Genomic DNA, 19,517 nt, shown 5'->3' with positions numbered 1-19,517 from the left:
AGTCATGGTAGTAGAAATCAGAAAAGCGACACCGCAGGACGGCGCTCAGGCTGTGCCTTTGTTACTGGAATCAGGCCGTGATTTGCTGGTTTCTATTTTTGGTCTGGGCAGTGCTAAACGGGCGTCTGACTTCTTGCATGACACCTGGGCGAGGCGGCAGGGGCAGTATGGCAGTGATAATCACTGGGTGGCCACCTATGACAACAACATTGCCGGTCTTATCACGAGTTGGCATGACGGCTTACCCGCTGACTTTGATCGACAGACACTGGCCAGTGTCACTGAATTTTACGGTATTGATACCGCGATGGATGTGGTGATGCGAAGTCAGCAGGTCACGGTGGCGCTTAATCCGCCGGAGCAGTTGGAACTGGGAATAGGGCATCTGGCGGTGAATCCGGTGTATCAGCGGGCCGGTATTGGCAGCATGCTGATGCGTTTTATGGAGCAGCAGGCCCTTGAACTGAAAAAACTGGCGCTGGTGCTGGATGTGCACCGGGCCAACACCGGTGCGCTACAATTTTATTCCCGGCATGGTTTTGAAGTACGCCAGACTTTGTCTGCATTTATTCAGATGGGCAAAGGGATAGCACCGGCCACCTGAATGGCCGTTAATCGGGATAATGACCGTTGGCGTCTGCAACAAAAAATGGCTGTGAATACCAGTAAAACCGGCCATTCCGGCTGTTTGAGGGTGCAGTACAATTCACTCTGGAGCGGCCGGTGGGCAAGTCTTTAGTGATCCTGACGGTAAGGCTGTTGTCGCTTATACTGACCGCTGCTTTATTGCCCTGAAAGTAACAGGCTGCCTGACTGAGCCGGACATCGCTATCCTTAATGGTCAGGGTAATCGAGGCCGGAGGGGTGTGTCCGGTCATCTGTGGTTCGGTAAACGAAGTCTGACTGACTGGCATGGGCAAGCTGGCCATTTTGGCCTTCAGACTGTTCAGGCTGGCATAGGGGCCGGCAGCCGGAAAGCGAGGCAGCGCGGCAAAATCCGAGTCCGGTCCGGCGGCACCAGAATGCTGGCCAAATCCAATATACCCTTTTTGTTGCAGGTGTGTAGCCAGCGTGCGGTTATATTCGCCAAACGGGTAGGCCAGATAACGCAGCGAACGGCCTGTTTTGTCCTTAATCATTTTTTCAGCCTGCTCAACATTATTGACTACGCGCTTTAGCCACTGCTGTTCAGTTTCGCCTTCTTCGCGGTTGAGCATATGCAGATGATCCAGCGTGTGATTGGCAAAAATAACGCCATCCTGCTGCATGCTTTTCACCTGCTCCCAGGTCAGCTGGTCCCGGCGCTGGCCAATCTCTGCCGGATTAATAAATACGGTGTACGGAATATTGTATTGCTGCATGACAGGATGGCCATTTTCCAGAATATTGGCGTAGCCGTCATCAAAGGTCACGGCAATCGCATTGTCGGGCAGCGGGTCACGCTTTTTCAGTGCTTTGACAATCTCTATTAATGGCAGCACCGTATAGTGGTCGTGCAGGTACGCCATATGCTGCTCAAACTGTTGCGGTGTAATGCTGGTACTGGCTGGCGTTTGTGCTGAGACATGATGGTACAACAAAATAGGGGCACCATTGCCGGCGCTGGCCGCCATTGAGATAAGCATGGTTATCAACGCGGTGATAGCTGCTGGCAGGCGGCATAGCCTGCGGTGAATGCGGGACTTCCCGTTATCCGAACGACGTGTCATGTTACACTGCACATTATCTCCTTAACCTTATCTGAGCTTTATTTGTGACCGATTCCACCATCCGGCGGGGCTGGCCGGCCCATCTGCATCTGTTAGCCCTGGCCGGGCCGATGATTCTGGCTAACATTACCACTCCCTTGCTTGGCCTGGTTGATACGGCAGTGATGGGGCATATGGATTCGCCGGCGATGCTCGCCGGTGCCTCGGTGGGCGCGCTTATTTTAACGCAAATTTACTGGGTCTGTGGCTTTTTGCGTATGTCGACCACCGGTCTGAGCGCTCAGACGTCGGGGCAGGGCAGTACTCAGGTAGCGTCAGCCAGAGTCTTGTATCAGTCCGGGGCAATGGCCCTGATACTCGGGCTGGCCATTTTTGCTTTGCAGATACCTGTACTTAGCGCAGGCATTGCACTGGCAGATCCCAGTGCGGCGGTCAGTCAGTACATCACCGCCTATTTTTCTGTGCGGGTGTGGGGCGCACCGGCCGCCATGATGAATTTAGTGCTGGTGGGCTGGCTGGTGGGCCAGCAACGCACGCGGGCTGTAATGGCTATTCAGATAACCGGGAATGTGCTCAACGCCGGGCTCGACATGCTGTTTGTATTCGGGCTGGATATGTCGGTACAGGGCGTAGCGCTGGCCAGTGTGCTGGCCGAGTACAGTATGGCAATAATGGGGGCGCTGGTGGCGCTGAAAGCCATTGGATTCCAGCCGGCGCAGCTGGTGTGGTTTAATTCTGCAGCCCGGCGCATTCTGCTCAAGCTTAATGGCGACATGTTGCTGCGTAATCTCTTCCTGCAGGCCTGCCTGGCCTTTGTGACCTTGCAGGGCGCCCGTTACGGAGAAACCGCTGCGGCGGTTAATGCGATTCTCATGCAGTTTTTTGTGCTTATTGCGCTGGGTTTAGATGGTGTGGCCTATGCGGTGGAAGCCACGGTAGGTAAAGCGGCCGGTAATAACGATAAAGCTGAAATAGCTCACCAGACCTGGCTTGGACTTATCTGGTCATCGTTATTTGCGGTGCTTTATGCGCTGGCATTCTGGGGGCTGGGCGAGCAGATTGTAGGTTTGCTGACCGACCTGCCATCACTCTATCACGCGGCGGTCCCTTATCTGCCCCTGATGGTGCTGTTACCTCTGTTGGGACACTGGTGCTTCTTATTTGATGGGGTATTTGTCGGACTGACCCGCTCTGCTGCCATGCGAAATACCATGCTGCTAAGTGCAGCCGGGGTGTTTTTTCCAGTATGGTGGTATTGTCAGGAAGCCGGGAATGTAGCGTTGTGGTATGCCTTGCTGGCCTTTTTACTGGCCAGAGGAGTGACTCTGGCCTGGGTACTCTTACGGATTATTTACGCGGAGCGCGAGTCCGTTGCTTAATCTCTTTAAAACGGCTGATACGCTGTAAAAAGATGCCCAGATAGCCAGACATCGCAGTCACAAACCCGATGGTCAGGGTGATAAGAATCGCCCATTTCACAGCCCCTTCGGGTTTATCGGTCAGCATCATCATCGCTACAGCCACAGCAAACACAGCCAGTCCGATTTTAAACCGGAACCAGCTGGCTTTAGGGTCTTTAAGCTGGGCAAGCAAAGTACTCATAACGGGTATCGCCTAGTAGTAAGAGTGCTCGCCAGCCTGGTGTTCAGTGGCATCACGAACCCCTTTAAGCTGACCGGCAAATTCTTCCACCATTTGCTTTTCAATGCCTTCTTTTAAGGTGACATCGACCATGGAGCAGCCGTTACAGCCGCCGCCAAACTGCAGCACAGCATAACCGTCTTCGGTGATCTCAAGCAGCACTACCTTGCCACCATGGCTGGCCAGCTGAGGATTGACTTCTGTCTCAATCATATAGTTAACACGCTCTACCAGTGGCGCATCATCAGCGACTTTGCGGGCTTTAGCATTCGGCGCTTTGAGCGTCAGCTGGGAGCCCATCTGGTCGGTGACGTAGTCAATTTCTGCTTCTTCCAGATAGGGCGCGCTTTCTTCATCAACCACGGCATCAAAACCGGTAAAGTTCAGCCGCAGGTCATTTTCTTCCACTGCATTGGGTGGGCAGTAAGACACGCCACATTCGGCTGAAGACGTCCCCGGATTAACAACAAAAACCCGGATGTGAGTTCCGTCTTCCTGTTTATCCAGCAATTTAACAAAATGCGCCTGAGCATCTTCTGATATAGTGATCATTACTTGGTCCTGCGTTGCAACATCGTTGGGCGCTATGATAACAAATTTACCTGAGTAAAACAGTCAGGTATTGATGGCTTTTTACTATCAGCGTAATTTAGTCATAACGACGAAACGGAAATTGTGTTTATGCGAAAGTATCTGACGCCTGCTTCTTCAGTCATCCTGCCGGCTCTGCTATTAGCCCTTGTTTTCTTTCATGTCACCGCGCTGGCCATGCCGGTAATCAACACTGGCAAACCGGCGGCTGACTATCTGCCACCGGATACCCGCTACAACCCTGATATCACTTCACCCGAAGACTACCTTGGGGCGAATGTCGGGCAGTGGCATGTCAGGCACGATCAGTTGGTAGGCTATCTGCGATTGCTGGCCGCACAATCTGACCGGGTCACGCTGGAGCAAACCGGCACCAGTCATGAAAACCGTCCATTGTTACTGCTGACCATTACCGCCGCTGCCAATCAGCCTGAACTGGCTAGCCTGCGTGAGCAACATCTGGCCCGGTTGAGCGCGGGCAAGGCCGATACCACTGGCGCGCCGCTGGTGCTCTACATGGGCTACAGTATTCATGGCAATGAGCCTTCCGGCGCTAATGCGGCGTTACTTATCGCCTATTATCTGAGCGCCGGGCAAAGCAAAGCAATTGATACGCTGTTGCAGGACAATATTGTGCTGCTCGACCCGGCTTTCAACCCTGACGGGCTGTCCCGATTTGCCCAGTGGGCTAATATGCACAAAGGCTACCACACGGTCTCTGATCCCAGACATCGCGAACATGCTGAAGGCTGGCCATCCGGCCGAACCAACCATTACTGGTTTGATTTAAATCGCGACTGGTTATTGCTAACCCATCCTGAGTCGCGGGCCCGGATTGCCCAGTTTCATAAATGGCGTCCGCACATCCTGACCGATTTTCATGAAATGGGTCCCAACAGCACCTATTTTTTCCAGCCAGGTGTACCGGATCGCAAAAACCCCAACACACCCGATGGCAATGTCACCCTAACCGAAGCGCTGGCCAGTTTTCATATTGATGCACTGGATAAAGCCGGGCAATTGTATTTTTCTCAAGAAAGTTTTGATGATTTTTATTACGGCAAAGGATCATCTTACCCGGATGCCCTGGGCAGCATCGGTATTTTGTTTGAGCAGGCCAGCAGTCGTGGTCATGTACAGGAAACTATTAATGGTCCGCTGACCTTCACCCAGACCATCGCTAATCAGGTTACCACCTCACTCAGCACGTTTGCCGGCGCACTGGCCAACAAGCCAGCTATATTATCCTATCAGCGGGACTTTGCCCGGCACACCGATGCGCTGATTAACGATGATGATGCCTATGGCTTTGTGATCAGGCGCGGAGCTGATCATGCGCGCTTTGCTGCCATGACTGAGCTACTGCAACAGCATCAGATTCAGTATGCCTGGACCAGTGCAGATATCACGGTTAACCGCCAGCGATACCCGGCGCACAACAGCATTTTTGTGCCTCTGGATCAGCCTGGCTACCGTCTGATTAAATCGCTGTTTTCAACCCGTCAGTCATTTCCCAACAATACCTTTTATGATGTGTCTAACTGGAATCTGCCGCTGGCATTTAACCTGACTTATGACACCGTGGATAGAGACCTGCGACGTAAGCTGAAAACCGGCAATAGCCCGGCCGCCCCGGTTGAGGCCACCCCGATTGCATCTGATGCCTATGCCTGGGTACTGGACTGGCACAGCTATGAAGCCCCGGCCGCTTTGCAGTATCTGTTGTCTCACAATGTACAGGCGCGCAGTGCACAAACCGGTTTTACCAGTGCGGTAGGCAATAAGAAAAATCAGTCATTTGCCGCGGGCAGTGTGGTGATACCCGCAGCCCTGGAACAGCCCGACAACCTGCCTGCGTTGCTGGATGAGGCTGCCCGGCGCTATGCGGTGTCCATCACCAGCCTGGCTAGCGGACACACCCTGAAAGGCATTGATATTGGCAGCCGGGATATGCGGCCTGTCACCCTGCCTGAGGTACTGATTGTGGGTGGCAAAGGCACCCGTGAATATGAAGTGGGCGAGGTCTGGCATTATCTGGACACCCGGGTAGGCCTGGCGCCAACCATTATCGAACAGCAGAATCTGGGCGCGGCGGATCTTAGCCGGTATACCCATATTATCTTTACCAGTGGGCAATATCGTCCCGGCGACACCGCTGAACAGAAACTGTTACGCTGGGTGAAGCAGGGGGGCGTGCTGATTGGTCAGCGTAATGCCTTAAAGTATTTTGATAAAAACCGCTGGCTGAACCTGGATATTGTAAGCCGCCAAACAATCGATGATGCGTTTGACACCACTGGCCTGACGTTTGCCGACCAGCGTGCACTGTACGCCAAAAAACTGATTGCCGGGGCGGTTTATCAAACTCGCATAGATACCACGCACCCCCTGTTTTTTGGCTACGAAGAGAGCTTGTTACCGGTATTTAAAACCTCCAATATGATTGTGCGCTCCAATACATCGGCCTTTTCCACACCGTCCCGCTATACCGCATCACCGCTGATGGCCGGTTACAGTGCGCCGCAACTGGCTACGATGGTGGCAGGCAGTGCCGCAACGGTTGTGCAGCCGGCAGGACGTGGTGTAGTCATTGGCTTTGTGGATGATATTCATTTTCGTGGCTACTGGTATGGCACCAGTAAGTTGCTAAGTAATGCACTGTATCAGACCGGCCACCTGCTATAACGATGCCCGGCTGTCGTGTTTACGGGCCGGCGCCGGGGTGACAGCGATGGCCCAGACTTGTATACAGATATCCGGGCGCTGCGACAGGATCAGTCCGGCCAGCGCATCGGCGGTGCAGCCGGTGGTCACAACATCATCCACTATTGCCACACAGCTGGCCTGAGGTAAACGCTGTACGGCAAAGGCATGGCGCAGATTGGTATAGCGCTCACTGCGATTCTGGGTGTGCTGGGGCTTGCCCGGTCGCCGGCTGGCCCAGCCATGAAACACCGGAATATGACACCAGCGGCTGATTTCATTGGCCAGTACGCCAGCGGGATTAAACTGTCGTTGCCAGTAACGACTGGCCGGGACCGGTACGGGGAGCAAATACTCAGGTGGCGTGGATATTTGGCTACACAGCGGGGCAAACCAGCGGGCCAGTAATCGGGCAGTGGCTACCTGCCGGCCGAATTTAAACTGGTGAATCAGCCGGTTCAGCGGCCACTGATAAAAGCCACAGGCGAGCAGAGCAGAGTAACGGCGGTGTCTGATATACCGGGAAATGGCCGGACGCAGTAATAAATTCACCGGCAGCCTGTCGTGATAAAAAAAGCGGGTATCATTTTTGCACCATCGACAGACAGGTTCGCAGGTTGCCTCGCCGCATAGCTGGCAACACTGTGATATTTCCGACCGGGCAAAAAAGCCTGATACTGACATCAGGCCGTCACGATTTTCATGCTAGGCTCCTACGTAGCGCAGACAAAGGATATTCGTTGTGATAAACACTTCTGATCAAGCAGGCTTTGAGAATACAGGCCGTAAATCACATAATACTTTGCATAATCCGCTGGTCACCCGTACTGCCGGTACAGGAAAAGATCTGGTTCTCCTGCATGGCTGGGGAATGAACAGTGCGGTGTTCAGTGAATTTATTCCGCTACTGGAAAAGGATTACCGCATTACCACTATCGATCTGCCCGGTTTTGGGGAAAATAATCAGCACGCCGGTGATCCCTACACGGTGGCCCGGCTGGCCAGTCAAATACAGGCGGTATTGCCGGCGCAATGTGTGGTGGCGGGCTGGTCACTGGGCGGGATGGTGGCTCAGCAACTGGCGTTACTGGCCCCTGAACAGGTAACCGGTCTGATCACTATTGCGGCGACTCCCTGTTTTGTCGCCGGGCCCGGCTGGCCGGGAATTGCCCCTGATTTACTGGCGCAGTTTGAACAGGATCTGAGTAAAAATTACCAGAAAACCCTGGACCGGTTTTTAGCTATTCAGGCCATGGGTAGCGACTCGGCCCGTCAGGATATCAAGCTGATTAAAGAGCAGGTAACCCGGCTGCCTGCACCATCTACCGCTGCGCTGGCAAGTTCTCTGCATTTATTATCCAGTGAGGATTTGCGTGGTGAGATTGGACGCATTCGCCAGCCCACTTTACGTTTGTACGGCCGGCTGGACAGTCTGGTCCCTACCAGTGCCATTGATCAGATTTGCCAGTTACATCCTGAGTCGGACGCCGTCGTGCTGTCCAGGGCCTCTCACGCGCCGTTTATTTCGCATCCTGAGCAAACGGCTGATGTGATTCGGCAATTTATGTGTACAAGGCAATAAAACAGTCCGTTTACTTTTTCTACTTTTTGGCTAATAATTAAGCATGAGATAGTCACCGGGATACCGTCATGTCGAACGTCATCGGCAGTGCAGATAACAGTGCGTTTTACAGTGCCAGACAGGGCCTTAACAGGGCATCTGAGGATATCACTCAGGCGTCGCTGGGTATTAACGCGTCCGGTATCCCGCCCAGTGCCGGGCCGGGTGCACAAAATGCGTCCCTCCCAGGCGCCTCCACACAGTTTGAAGGCCCCGTCGCCGGGCCGGTCACCAACGAGCTAGTTGCCCTGACCCAAAGTCGCATCAATGCGCAGGCATCAGCCAGAGTGCTGGGTGTTGCCACTGACATGGTCGGGCAGCTGATAGATACGCTGGCATGAACCTGATTACGCCCATCCCCACCACTTTCGCGCTGCCCACGGCCAACCTGGCGACGGAAGCGGCGCGCCGGGATAACCTGCTTAAAGAAACCATTCCACAAAGTGCTGATGCGGAAAAAGGAGCCGGCCAGCAAGGGCTGGGGGCAGAGTCAGACCGGGCGAAATCACCGGGTCAGAAACCCGCGCCGGTGACATACGAAAAACCGGCCAGTGCGCAGGCGCAGCCGGAAGCGGCTACGGGTAACTCAGCTGATACACCCGACAATGGCGCAGATGAGAGTGCCGGTCGTGATGATGCTCAGCAGCGTCAGCAAGAGCAGGCACAACAACGTGAAGTTGCTCAGCTTAAGCAGCGCGATCAGGAAGTTCGCACCCATGAGCAGGCGCATCAGGCTGCTGGCGGGCAATATGCCTCAGCGCCTCGCTATGAATATGAAACCGGGCCGGATAATAAGCGTTATATCACCGATGGTGAAGTCAGTATTGATGTCAGCGATGAAGGATCGCCACAGAGAAATCTGCAAAAGATGGAGCAGGTCAGAACCGCGGCCCTGGCGCCGGCAGAGCCTTCAGCGCAGGATATGAAAGTGGCGGCAGAAGCCAGCCAGAAAATACTCGAAGCACGGCAGCAGATTGCTGCTGAGGTGGCCAGCCGGTTAAGCGGCATGGCAGCGTCACAAGCTGAGCAACCACAAGGCAGTGAGTCAGTCAGCCCGGATTACAATCCGGCAGAGTATGATCGTGCACAGATGAGCAGTCGTATCGGGCGTATTCAGCATGTTTATCAGGCTATTGGTAATTCTAAAAGCGCTGGCTTTTCGGCCAGCGCCTGAAACCGCCTGAGTTTTACTTGGTTTTGGCCTTGGCAAAGGCGTCAGCAAAGGCATTGCCCATGGCCGCATTTTGCGGTTGCGACGCTTTAGCCGGCTTGCCTGCGCCCCGGTTCTGCTGATTTGCTCTGGCTTTTTTCTGGCCACTACCCCCGGCCGGTTTGGCCTTGGCCTGCGGTGTCTCATCCAAGCGCATAGTAAATGAAATACGTTTTCTGGCAGTATCAACTTCCATCACTTTTACTTTCACGATGTCGCCGGCTTTGACTACTTCGCGGGGATCAGAGATAAACTTGTTGGTCAGTGCTGAAATGTGCACCAGTCCATCCTGATGAACGCCCACGTCCACAAATGCCCCGAAGTTGGCAACGTTACTGACCACACCTTCTAAAATCATGCCTGGTTTAAGATCGGCAATGGTCTCCACGCCTTCTTTAAAGACAGCGGTTTTAAACTCCGGACGGGGGTCACGACCAGGCTTGTCCAGTTCGCTCAGAATATCCTGCACAGTAGGCAGGCCTACTTCATCAGACACAAACTCTTCTGGCGACAATTTTTTAAGCAGTTCGGTATTGCCGATAAGATCGTTTACCGCCACATCGGTTTTACCCACGATAGCATCCACCACCTTGTAGGACTCCGGGTGAACCGCCGATTTATCCAGCGGGTTGTCGCCGCTAAAGATACGCAGGAAGCCTGCGGCCTGCTCAAACGCCTTCGGTCCAAGGCGCTCTACACTGAGCAGGGCCTTACGGTTGGCAAACGCACCGTTGGTGTCACGAAATTGTACAATATTGTGAGCCAGCGTGCGGTTTAATCCCGACACATAGCTGAGCAGCGCAGGCGATGCAGTATTAAGATCCACACCCACGGCGTTTACACAGTCCTCAATCACTTTATCCAGTGACTTGCCCAGCTGGCTTTGGCTGACGTCATGCTGATACTGGCCGACCCCAATCGCTTTTGGCTCAATTTTCACCAATTCAGCCAGCGGGTCCTGTAGGCGGCGGGCAATCGATACCGCGCCACGAATGGACACATCCAGCTCAGGCAGCTCTTTTGACGCCAGTTCTGAGGCTGAATACACCGATGCACCTGCTTCACTGACCATTATCTTCTGGGCTTTCAGTGCGCTGTCGTTTTTCAGCATATCGCCGACCAGCTTGTCGGTCTCCCGCGAGCCGGTTCCGTTACCAATGCTGATAAGATCAACTTTATGCTGCTTGCACAGGTTTGACAGGGTACGCATGGATTTGTCCCACTGATTTTGCGGAACATGCGGGAAGATGGTGTTGGTGGCAACGACCTTACCGGTCTGATCAACAATGGCGACTTTTACCCCGGTACGCAGGCCAGGATCCAGTCCCATAGTCACTTTGGCACCTGCCGGTGCTGCCATCAGCAGATCGTTCAGGTTACGGGCAAATACAGCAATGGCTTCTTCTTCAGCGCGTTCACGCAGGGTACTGAACAGCTCAGTTTCCATGTGCAGACCGATTTTGATTTTCCAGGTCCACTGCACCACCTGTTTCATAAAGGCATCTGCCGGGCGGCCGCGATCTAAAATATTGTAGTGCTGCGCAATAATGTGTTCACAGTGTGACGGGGCCTGCGCATCTTCGCTTTCAGGGTCGGCATTTAGCTGAATATGCAGCACACCTTCGTTGCGGCCCCGGAACATGGCCAGCGCCCGGTGCGAGGGAACGGTTTTCAGTCTCTCTGAATGGGCAAAGTAATCTTTGAATTTCTGAGCTTCTTTGGTTTTGCCTTCCACCAGCTTGCTGTCGACAAACGCATTGTTGTTCAGGTATTGACGAATCTTGGCCAGCAGGGAAGCATCCTCAGCAAATCGCTCCATCAGAATAAACCGAGCGCCTTCCAGTGCGGCTTTGACATCGGCCACATTATTCTGGGCGTTAACATATTCAGCGGCCGCGGCTTCAGGATCCTGCTCCGGTGCGCTGAACAACAGGTCAGCCAGTGGTTCCAGACCTGCCTCAATGGCAATCTGGCCTTTGGTGCGGCGACGTGGTTTATAGGGCAGATATAAATCTTCCAGCGTAGTTTTACTTTGCGCCCCTTCAATGTCCGCTTTGAGTTCGGCAGACAGTTTACCCTGCTCATCGATGGATTTAAGAATGACGGATTTGCGATCCTGAAGCTCGCGCAGATAAGTCAGTCGCTGTTCCAGGGTACGTAACTGAGTGTCATCCAGGCCCTGCGTGGCTTCTTTACGGTAACGGGCGATAAAAGGTACGGTGGCGCCGCTATCCAGCAATGAAACAGCAGCTTCGACCTGCTGAGCAGAAACAGCAAGTTCGGTGGCAATAGTATTTGTAATCATAATAACTTAACGTTGAATGTGCCCTAACGCCAGGCGCGATGTTCAGCCAGGCTGACGTTAACATTGATTTAAAGAAAAAGTGCAGGCAAGTATAGCATTCCTGATGCTATGAAGAAGTGTGTTTGTCTCAGTACCGACCAGTTTCTACGCAGTTTCGTAAATGCCGGGAAAACGTTGTTGCATATAAGCCATAAACGCCTGGGCTATCGCTTCCACGTCTTTGATGGCCGAAGGTAATGCACAATCCTGCGCGGTGGCCAGTGATCCTTCTAGCTGATGCAAATCGTCAAAAATCTGCTGGGCCGACAGGGCGCTGGCGACCTCTTTGAGCATTTTTATCTGGGTTGATGCGCGCAACCGATCCTGCCCCCTAATAGCCAGGGTCAACCGTACTATTAATATCGGTAAACTGGTCGAAAAGCGTTTTATGAGCCGTTCTACCAACGCAACATCACCACCTAAACGCCGATAGAGTTCTAAGTCGTGAACATCATTGCTGTGTATCATAATATTAATCTTTCTGCTTGCCTGTCCCTGGACGACGACATCCATAATTTGCTGTGTGTTTATTGTACAGTGAGTGCGCTGGTATTTGGAGACAAAACCGCGCCAAATTTACAGATGAACCGTTAAGCACTTATGCCGTAAATAAAAATAGTTTTATGCGACAAACAAAATAAATCTTGAGATGCATATTTATTTGTTTGTCATACTTCTAAAGTAGTAGATAAACTGACTTTGTCCACTATTTTTTGATGATAGTTGTGACTTTTATGCACACAAAAACTCACTATTGAGAAGCCAGAGAGTATGATAGAAGTTTCCCCCACACTGCGTATTGATGAAGCCGAAGTGGATATGACAGCCATTAGAGCGCAGGGCGCCGGCGGGCAAAATGTCAACAAGGTGAACAGCGCCATTCATTTGCGCTTTGATATTCCCGGATCGTCGCTGCCGGACAACATTAAAACCCGCCTGCTGGATAAAAAGGATACCCGGGTTACCGCTGAAGGCGTGTTTGTCTTAAAGGCGCAGAACTTCCGGACTCAGGAACAAAACCGGCTGGATGCGCAGAACCGGCTGGCTGAATGGGTGGCCAGTGCGCTGGTAGTGAAAAAGAAGCGTAAGCCAACCCGTATCAGCAAAGGCGCGCAGGCCCGGCGCAAAGAAAATAAACGACAGCAAAGCCGGCAAAAAGCACTGCGCAAAAAAGTCGATATTTAAAGCTTGTCGGTAGGGTCGTACCAGATGCGGTTTATCCACCATTCAAATGTGCCTGCCTCGGTGGTGACGGTCACATCATCATCAACACCCTTGCCCAGCAGAGCCCGGGCCATGGGGGCATCAACCGAGATGTAATCGCGGCGTCCGAAGATTTCGTCATAACCGGCAATACGCAGGGTCATCTGACGGCCCTCATCGTTTTCAATCTCTACCCAGGCACCAAAAAAGACTTTGCCTTCCTGCTCCGGGTTGTAGTCCACGACCTTAAGACGTTCCAGGCACTTGCTTAAGTAGCGCACCCGGCGATCAATTTCACGCAGACGTTTTTTATTATACTGATAGTCAGCATTCTCGCTGCGATCGCCCAGGCTGGCGGCCCAGGTGACTTTACGAGTGACTTCAGGTCGTTCCTGACGCCATAAAAAATCCATCTCTTCGCGTAGTTTCAGGTATCCGTTTCGGGTTATCAGTGGTGTTTTCACAATAATTCTTGCAACTTTTTGAAAATTAACTAACTTTTAAAGTGTGACCGTTAGGAAGTTCCTGTAAAAGGATAAGGTCAGCCGGCGTTCGGTGTTAGCTCATCATTAATATTCGGACAGGTACGGCAGATATCGTGGAGATAACTGAACATTCGACGTAAATATGGGTCTTAGTTATATCCATGTCAATGGATTGCAACTTTAAAGAGAGCATCATTATGGTCAGTCATCATTGTAAATCCGCCGGATTCGAACGGCATCAACAGCCTCCTGTCAACGGGCTGGGTATTCTGGGTTTTTTTCTGCTTATGACCGGTGGTATTTTTTTAGTCGTAGGTATGGCGACTTTGGTATTACAGGCGCAGTGGTTTAATACCGGTGTGCTGATATTAGGCGGGGCTGCCATGCTTAAAGTCGGTCAGATCATGTTACGGCGGTGCGAAGCGGTGCGGCAAAAACGTAAGCAGCGAGGCTACCTGTTACTTTAGTGTGTCTGGCTATATAGTGCGCGTTTTTAGTTCCAAAACGGTTTTATAATGCGCTGGCAATCGATAAACAGGGGCATATACTGAAAGGGTGATTTCAGCCAACGGCATACGAAAAAGCTGCATTACTATGTAGCTACGCGCTTAACACAACAAGCGTTTTGCTCGTCAGGACCAGGCAGACACGGATACGTCGTTGAATGACAAACAAAAAAATAGCCGGCTAATAACCGGCTATTTTTCTTTGTGGCAAAGGCAGGTGTTATTCCGCCGCTGCTTCCTCATCAGTATCAACCACATCCAGTAGTTCTACTTCAAAGACCAGGGTTGAATTAGGCGTAATAGCGCCAGTTGCGCGTTCGCCGTAAGCCAGTTCTGGTGGAATAACAAAGCGGTATTTCGCGCCTTCTTTCATTAGCTGAACACCTTCGGTCCAGCCCGGAATGACCCGGTTAAGCGGGAAGGTTGCCGGCTCACCACGAGAATAGGATGAGTCAAACTCAGTACCGTCAATCAGGGTGCCTTTGTAATGCACTTTCACGGTATCTTCAGCAGCCGGGCTGTCACCTTCACCTTCTTGAAGTACTTCGTACTGAATACCAGACTCAGTGGTTTTAACGCCGTCTTTCTTGGCATTTTCAGCCATGAAATCTTTGCCTTTCTGAACATTTTCTTCAGCTTGCTTTTCAGCCTGGGCCTGCTGCTTGTCACGCAGGGCCTGTTCGCCTTCCTGAGCGATCTGCTGAATTTCTTCCTGACTGAATGCCAGAGAGTCGCCTAAGCCGTCTTTAAAGCCCTGTTGCAGCGCTGATTCGTCCAGCGGCACACCCAGTTGCTCCTGCTGATCAGCACGATTTTTCACAAACAGACCCATGCTCGCACCCATGGCATAAGCATGTTTTTGTGAATCGGTCATTTCTTCCTTCTTCAGGCTAGGCTGAGCCGTTTCCTGGGCTGTGTCCGGCTGACATGCCGCCAGACCAAGAGCAGCAACTGTCGACAGGGCGACAAGCGACTTACGCATAATGTATCTCCGTGTTTGTGTATGGGGTAAGGGTGCAGATATCCACAGCTTACCGTCTGTGTCTCTGCCCTTTGATTATTTACTGTATACTGTGTAGGCGTATACCTTAGATTACAAGTGCCAGCCATGATTTATCTGCTGTGCATGCTAAGGTAAACCCCAATAACCAAGATAGTAACCAAGGAAAATCAGTCTGACATGATATTCACCCGATGGTTCCGCACCTGTGTGCTGTTCACCGCAGCTCTGCTGACGCTGATGGCATGTTCTGTACCTGAAACCGAGCCGGAGAATCGCTGGCAACATGCCGGTGATGGCGCGTTTGCCGCTGATATTTCGGTGGATGGCAAATACGCGGTAGTATCGGGCGCTAATAATGGTATTAATGTCTGGCAGGTGAAGCAGAATAAGCCGCTGTATCACTGGTCTCACCAGGGCGAAGTGGCCAATCTGGTCGCTGCGGTGCATATTTCTGCGGATGACAAAGCCGTGGTGACCTCTGATCGGGAGGCCTTTGCGTTATGGAGCATGGAAACCGGCGAGCCTATCGGGTTTTGGCGAATCGATGAGTCTTCAATACGGGACATTGCGGTGTCGAATCAGGGCCGTGGCGTGCTGGTCGGCCGGTCTAATGGCAAGGTAATGTACTTTGAACCACAGTCCGGGCGCCGGCTGGAGTTTTTTGGCCATCAGGAAAAAATCAACAGTGTGGATATTTCCCCTAACGGCAAATACGCGCTCACGGGGGGGAATGACTATGTGGCTTATTTGTGGAATACCGATAACGGCCAGATAGTGTATACCTTTGCTCATCCCAGTCGGGTGACGCTGGTTGCGCTGGATGATGCCGGACGCTACGCATTTACTGCTGACAGTCAGCAAAAATCGCAAATCTGGAATCTGCAAACGGGTGCGCCGGTGTCCAACTTACAGTATATTGCGCGCCAGAAAATTTTTACCGATGCTGTTTTTTCTCAGGATGGAAAATATCTGCTGACCGGCTCACCCTCGCGGCACATTTATCTGTGGGATGTGAAAACCGGCGAGCAGCTGGCTGACTGGAAAGTCGCGCCTAAAAAAGGCGTATCGCCGCCCAGCGCCGTGGTGTATGCCGTGGGCTTTGTTGGCAATAATGAAATCCTGTCAGAAAGCAGCAGCGGCCTGGCCGAATTGTGGAAGATAGAATATGAGTAACCCCGAACAGCACGCCGAGGCTTTGCGCCTGGCAGAGCAGGCAATTGAAGATCTGCAGACCAAACTGGCCTTTCAGGAGCACACCATCGATGAGCTCAACGAAGCTCTGACCGGTCAGCAATATCAAATCGAAAAGTTGCAGGTGCAGCTTAAGCATGTACTGGGCAAAGTAAAGGCTATGGAGCCTTCTAGTCTGGCCAAGCAGTCAGAAGAAACACCGCCACCGCATTATTAAGTGATTTTTAAGGGTCATAGTTAGCGAGACCAGTGATTGTTGTCTATATTTTAACAATCTTGTGTCTGAGGCAGCATTATGGCCCGAAAATTACGCACATCCCCTGCCGGTATTCCGCAGCATCTGTATCGTGTTGCCCGTCCTGACATTGTGGCGCTGCCCGATGCGCAGGACAAACAACAATATCTGCAATACCTGTGTCAGTACGCTCGACGTTATCAGGTTGCCCTGCATGCCTGGGCCATGACCGATACCCAGGTACAGCTGCTGGTAACCCCGGCCACCGCCACGGGTATTTCCAGTATGTTCCAGGCCACCGGCCGCTTGTATGTGCAGCACTACAATCAGAAATATCATCATAAAGGAGGGATCTGGCAAGACCGCTACAAATCGTCCCTGATTTTGTCTGATGACTTCCTGCTGGCGGTTCACCAGTATATTGAGCAAGGCTGTTTTGCCAGTAGCGGGCAGGCGGATTCACTGCAAAGTAGCGCCTTACCCGGGCATGAGGACAGCATTCAGTATATTACTGAGCATGCCAGCATGCTTGCCCTGGCAGAGACCCGGCAACAACGTCAGCAAGTCTGGCTGGCACGCTGTGTTCAGTCTTTGCCCGCGAGCATGCAGCAGCAAATAGGGCAGGCGCTGAAAATGGGCCTGGCGCTGGGCGATGAGCATTTTATCAAGCGCCTGGAATCGGTGATTGGCCGGCGCTTATTGGCTGGCAAACCAGGCCGCCCCAGAAAAAATGCGGCGGCTACTGGGTAGCCATTTGCCCCGAGGGGGGCCGGGTGAGTGCGCGCGTTAGCGCTGCGCTCAGTGGCTCTGCCAGACTGGCGTGGCGCTTGTTAATATAGTGGTAAAACTGATGGCTGCCGATGAGGTGTTTCTTATGCGCGCGGGTCACGGTGTAACCGCCGATGCCATTACCTTTAAAGTAAACAAAATAATTAATTCTGTGGCGGTTAAACAAGCTGGTGCGTAGCGGAGGGGACTCAATATATTCGTGCCGCTCAGGTAAAGCCAGAGCCAGCCCTTCCTGGAGCAGCATGGCGCTGCCCCGGTCAATAACCACTGTTGCCTCACCGGAAAGCAGCACACTGCTGTCACACCGAACATCAGCCGGGCATACCAATAACACATCCACCTGCGTGATAGGCGGGCCTACCCGCAAAACTTGTGAATATTTATCTTGCAGGTTACTGCGGGCCAGCACATCACCATCGGTGGTGCCGTTTTGCAGAGCCAGTAATCGCCGGCCAATTGGCATAGGCTCAAACCTGACCGTCAGCCCCAGCTCCTGATAGGCCGATCTGATCACCGGTTTCATGGCATGGGCACCGGGGTGGTCGACCACGCTGAGCACATGTTCTGCCGCGCTGGCCGGAACAATGAAAGCAAACCAGAAGAAAAGCCAACTGGCACGGTATGGCATAGTCACATACATCCTCAATAAGCATATTTACTGAGTATGGTTAACCGACAGCGGTTCTGCCAGCTAGTTTTTCTTCTGCACTTTTTTTTCGGTGGCATCATTCAGGTTAATGCTCTGTTCCACATCGCCTTTTAATGCTTGAATAAATGCGTTACTTATCACCTGGCCAAGCGCTGGCAGAATTTCCGGCGACGGGCTGTCTATCTGGCCCTCAATCGGAATACGGGTTGCTATCTGGTCTTGGGACTGATTTTCAAAAATCTCAGCAACAAAGGCCGACAGGGCTTCGGTCAGTCCGCCCCAGAATCCATCATTGTCCCGCTCAATATCTCCTTTCCAGGAAAACACCTCCACCTGATGCAGTACCGGTTTGATGTAACCGGTCACGGTGCCATTATCACTGGCCAGTTCCAGAGCCAGCTCCAGGGTGCCGGCTTCAAGGTCAAACGGGGCATAGGTATCCAGCACATTTTTAAAGTTGACCAGAGCCACGTCATTGGCCTGCACATCCACATCAAAGGTGGGTTTAGCGGTACTGGGGTTTAGCGACGCATCCACTAACAGGGTACCCTGACCCGCAGTTTTTCCCTGCATCGACACCGTGGCAATCAGATCTTTAGACAGGTCTTTACTGTTGACCAGATTGGTGGCTGTTGCGGCAATATCATGCAGTGCAACATCAATCGTGGCATCCGGATTGTGAAAACGCACCTGTCCCTGCCGGATAACCAGATTATCAATTTTCAGCGGAAACAGCTGACTGGCCAGATCGAGCCAGTTTTGCGAGCCGCCGGTCTGATCCCGACTATCATTGCTGGCATCAACAAAATTGACCTGCGGACGGGTCAGGGTAATATCACCAACCACCGCACCGTTAAACAGCGCCGACCAAAGCAGACTGAAATCAATATTGTCCGCCGCAAACAGCGGGGTGTCGATATCCCCTCCACGCTTTACCAGATACAAATCTTCCAGGCTATAAGCGCCGCGCCACAGCATAATATCCACATCGCCGACCTGTCCGTAATAGCCATCCATCTGGCTCAGGGTGCGATTGATATACCACTGCATTGCGTAGGGCAGCGACATACGAATTCCTGCCAGCAGAATAATCAGGCCAATCAGCCAGCCAATCCATGAAGCTCGTTTTGCCATTTTAGGTGTATTATCAGGTGGGTGATATCATTTTTCCTGAAAAGTCTGTGCCACAAATTCTGCCAATACGACTTTTGCTAACACTTTGAACTTAAAGTGTTTTTGATGGGGTGTTTATTGCCGCTACCGGCTGTTCTGCAAGGGCTGCACAACAGCATGACCGGGCCGGTAAGAATTACTCAGGTTTAAAGATGCCAATCACACTTTCGGCTTCACGGGTCTGTGATTTCACAGAGTCTTCGGTTTGTGATTCCTGATAACCACAGGCAACACATTCGAGCTTCTCAACATTGTTTTCAAAATACAGACTGATGGTGTCCAGCGCTTTACATTCCGGGCAGGTCGCACCGGCGATGAAACGGCGACGTTGCTTATTAGTCATAATGCCTCGTGCAATTAAACAGTACCTGCTTAGTATACCGCAATCCTGCATGGCTTGTTTAGGGGGCAGGGTTAAACGCACTTAATACAAGCCAGAATCTGTGATTTTTGCTACTATAACG

The 19,517-nt window shown here is 52.2% G+C and carries 22 protein-coding genes; 11 read left to right on the top strand and 11 right to left on the bottom strand.

The features are described 5' to 3' along the window. The first annotated feature begins 4 nt into the window (after positions 1-4). Entirely contained in the window at positions 5-604 is a 600-nt protein-coding gene (locus EZV72_RS17960; protein WP_137168523.1) for a GNAT family N-acetyltransferase, read from the top strand. A gap of 7 nt (positions 605-611) precedes the next feature. On the opposite strand, the gene EZV72_RS17955 is transcribed toward EZV72_RS17960, so the two are convergent. Next, positions 612-1,709 (bottom strand): polysaccharide deacetylase family protein, encoded by a 1,098-nt coding sequence (locus EZV72_RS17955; protein ID WP_137168522.1) that lies wholly within the window; start codon positions 1,707-1,709, stop codon positions 612-614. Between the two features lie 110 nt (positions 1,710-1,819). On the opposite strand from EZV72_RS17955, the gene EZV72_RS17950 reads away from it, so the two are divergent. After that, positions 1,820-3,088: an MATE family efflux transporter gene (locus tag EZV72_RS17950; RefSeq protein WP_137168824.1), complete on the top strand. Its 1,269-nt coding sequence runs from the start codon at positions 1,820-1,822 to the stop codon at positions 3,086-3,088. Here the strand turns inward: EZV72_RS17950 and EZV72_RS17945 are convergent. Together EZV72_RS17945 and nfuA are read right to left on the bottom strand one after the other, a co-directional pair. Then, positions 3,057-3,311, bottom strand: coding sequence for a hypothetical protein (locus tag EZV72_RS17945; RefSeq protein ID WP_137168521.1), 255 nt, complete (start codon positions 3,309-3,311; stop codon positions 3,057-3,059). The two genes, EZV72_RS17950 and EZV72_RS17945, sit on opposite strands and share 32 nt — an antisense overlap. A 12-nt stretch (positions 3,312-3,323) precedes the next feature. Continuing rightward, positions 3,324-3,902, bottom strand: coding sequence for a Fe-S biogenesis protein NfuA (gene nfuA / locus EZV72_RS17940; RefSeq protein ID WP_137168520.1), 579 nt, complete (start codon positions 3,900-3,902; stop codon positions 3,324-3,326). A gap of 129 nt (positions 3,903-4,031) precedes the next feature. On the opposite strand from nfuA, the gene EZV72_RS17935 reads away from it, so the two are divergent. Next, on the top strand, positions 4,032-6,626 hold the full coding sequence (locus tag EZV72_RS17935; protein ID WP_137168519.1) for a M14 family zinc carboxypeptidase: 2,595 nt from the start codon (positions 4,032-4,034) through the stop codon (positions 6,624-6,626). Here EZV72_RS17935 and EZV72_RS17930 read toward each other — a convergent pair. Continuing rightward, entirely contained in the window at positions 6,621-7,196 is a 576-nt protein-coding gene (locus tag EZV72_RS17930; RefSeq protein ID WP_137168518.1) for a ComF family protein, read from the bottom strand. The genes EZV72_RS17935 and EZV72_RS17930 overlap by 6 nt on opposite strands. A 250-nt stretch (positions 7,197-7,446) precedes the next feature. Here EZV72_RS17930 and bioH point away from each other — a divergent pair, with 250 nt between their 5' ends. From bioH to EZV72_RS17915, 3 genes are all read left to right on the top strand, one after another. Beyond that, on the top strand, positions 7,447-8,226 hold the full coding sequence (gene bioH / locus EZV72_RS17925) for a pimeloyl-ACP methyl ester esterase BioH (protein WP_408640848.1): 780 nt from the start codon (positions 7,447-7,449) through the stop codon (positions 8,224-8,226). Positions 8,227-8,294: 68 nt separating this feature from the next. Then, complete coding sequence (locus tag EZV72_RS17920; protein ID WP_137168517.1) at positions 8,295-8,606, top strand: hypothetical protein; 312 nt, start codon at positions 8,295-8,297, stop codon at positions 8,604-8,606. After that, on the top strand, positions 8,603-9,439 hold the full coding sequence (locus EZV72_RS17915) for a putative metalloprotease CJM1_0395 family protein (protein WP_137168516.1): 837 nt from the start codon (positions 8,603-8,605) through the stop codon (positions 9,437-9,439). The genes EZV72_RS17920 and EZV72_RS17915 overlap by 4 nt, the downstream gene beginning before the upstream one ends. A 13-nt stretch (positions 9,440-9,452) precedes the next feature. Here EZV72_RS17915 and EZV72_RS17910 read toward each other — a convergent pair whose 3' ends face one another. Together EZV72_RS17910 and EZV72_RS17905 are read right to left on the bottom strand one after the other, a co-directional pair. After that, a complete protein-coding gene (locus tag EZV72_RS17910; RefSeq protein WP_137168515.1) occupies positions 9,453-11,780 on the bottom strand; it encodes a Tex family protein in 2,328 nt (775 codons plus the stop codon). 144 nt (positions 11,781-11,924) lie between these two features. Then, entirely contained in the window at positions 11,925-12,287 is a 363-nt protein-coding gene (locus EZV72_RS17905; protein ID WP_137168514.1) for a hypothetical protein, read from the bottom strand. Between the two features lie 303 nt (positions 12,288-12,590). Between EZV72_RS17905 and arfB the strand changes: the two genes are divergently transcribed. Continuing rightward, positions 12,591-13,004 carry an alternative ribosome rescue aminoacyl-tRNA hydrolase ArfB gene (arfB, locus tag EZV72_RS17900; protein WP_137168513.1) on the top strand — a complete coding sequence of 138 codons (414 nt, stop codon included), beginning with the start codon at positions 12,591-12,593 and terminating at the stop codon, positions 13,002-13,004. On the opposite strand, the gene greB is transcribed toward arfB, so the two are convergent. Next, the gene (gene greB / locus EZV72_RS17895) at positions 13,001-13,486 is read right to left on the bottom strand and encodes a transcription elongation factor GreB (protein ID WP_137168512.1); all 486 of its coding nucleotides are present in this window, start codon (positions 13,484-13,486) and stop codon (positions 13,001-13,003) included. The genes arfB and greB overlap by 4 nt on opposite strands. 218 nt (positions 13,487-13,704) lie before the next feature. Between greB and EZV72_RS17890 the strand changes: the two genes are divergently transcribed. Further along, a complete protein-coding gene (locus EZV72_RS17890) occupies positions 13,705-13,974 on the top strand; it encodes a hypothetical protein (protein WP_137168511.1) in 270 nt (89 codons plus the stop codon). 259 nt (positions 13,975-14,233) lie between these two features. On the opposite strand, the gene fkpA is transcribed toward EZV72_RS17890, so the two are convergent. Next, the gene (fkpA, locus tag EZV72_RS17885; RefSeq protein ID WP_137168510.1) at positions 14,234-14,995 is read right to left on the bottom strand and encodes an FKBP-type peptidyl-prolyl cis-trans isomerase; all 762 of its coding nucleotides are present in this window, start codon (positions 14,993-14,995) and stop codon (positions 14,234-14,236) included. Positions 14,996-15,253: 258 nt separating this feature from the next. On the opposite strand from fkpA, the gene EZV72_RS17880 reads away from it, so the two are divergent. The 3 genes from EZV72_RS17880 (at position 15,254) to EZV72_RS17870 (ending at position 17,192) form a co-directional block, all read left to right on the top strand. After that, complete coding sequence (locus tag EZV72_RS17880) at positions 15,254-16,189, top strand: WD40 repeat domain-containing protein (RefSeq protein WP_137168822.1); 936 nt, start codon at positions 15,254-15,256, stop codon at positions 16,187-16,189. Continuing rightward, positions 16,182-16,424, top strand: a complete 243-nt coding sequence (locus EZV72_RS17875) for a SlyX family protein (protein ID WP_137168509.1) — start codon at positions 16,182-16,184, stop codon at positions 16,422-16,424. Before EZV72_RS17880 ends, EZV72_RS17875 begins: the two co-directional genes overlap by 8 nt. A 78-nt stretch (positions 16,425-16,502) precedes the next feature. Next, positions 16,503-17,192 (top strand): transposase, encoded by a 690-nt coding sequence (locus tag EZV72_RS17870; protein ID WP_137168508.1) that lies wholly within the window; start codon positions 16,503-16,505, stop codon positions 17,190-17,192. Here the strand turns inward: EZV72_RS17870 and EZV72_RS17865 are convergent. The 3 genes from EZV72_RS17865 to EZV72_RS17855 all read right to left on the bottom strand — a co-directional run bounded on the left by EZV72_RS17865 (position 17,182) and on the right by EZV72_RS17855 (position 19,396). Next, positions 17,182-17,859, bottom strand: a complete 678-nt coding sequence (locus EZV72_RS17865) for a hypothetical protein (protein WP_137168507.1) — start codon at positions 17,857-17,859, stop codon at positions 17,182-17,184. The two genes, EZV72_RS17870 and EZV72_RS17865, sit on opposite strands and share 11 nt — an antisense overlap. A 63-nt stretch (positions 17,860-17,922) precedes the next feature. Then, positions 17,923-19,014 (bottom strand): DUF748 domain-containing protein, encoded by a 1,092-nt coding sequence (locus EZV72_RS17860; protein ID WP_137168506.1) that lies wholly within the window; start codon positions 19,012-19,014, stop codon positions 17,923-17,925. Positions 19,015-19,189: 175 nt separating this feature from the next. Next, the gene (locus EZV72_RS17855; RefSeq protein ID WP_137168505.1) at positions 19,190-19,396 is read right to left on the bottom strand and encodes a YheV family putative zinc ribbon protein; all 207 of its coding nucleotides are present in this window, start codon (positions 19,394-19,396) and stop codon (positions 19,190-19,192) included. Between the last annotated feature and the right edge of the window lie 121 nt (positions 19,397-19,517).

Origin of the sequence: Salinimonas lutimaris (assembly GCF_005222225.1) — a bacterium.
In the GTDB taxonomy this organism is placed as follows: domain Bacteria; phylum Pseudomonadota; class Gammaproteobacteria; order Enterobacterales; family Alteromonadaceae; genus Alteromonas; species Alteromonas lutimaris.
The sequence above is the reverse complement of the archived record's forward strand: the minus strand, read 5'-3'. Positions and strand labels throughout refer to the sequence as shown.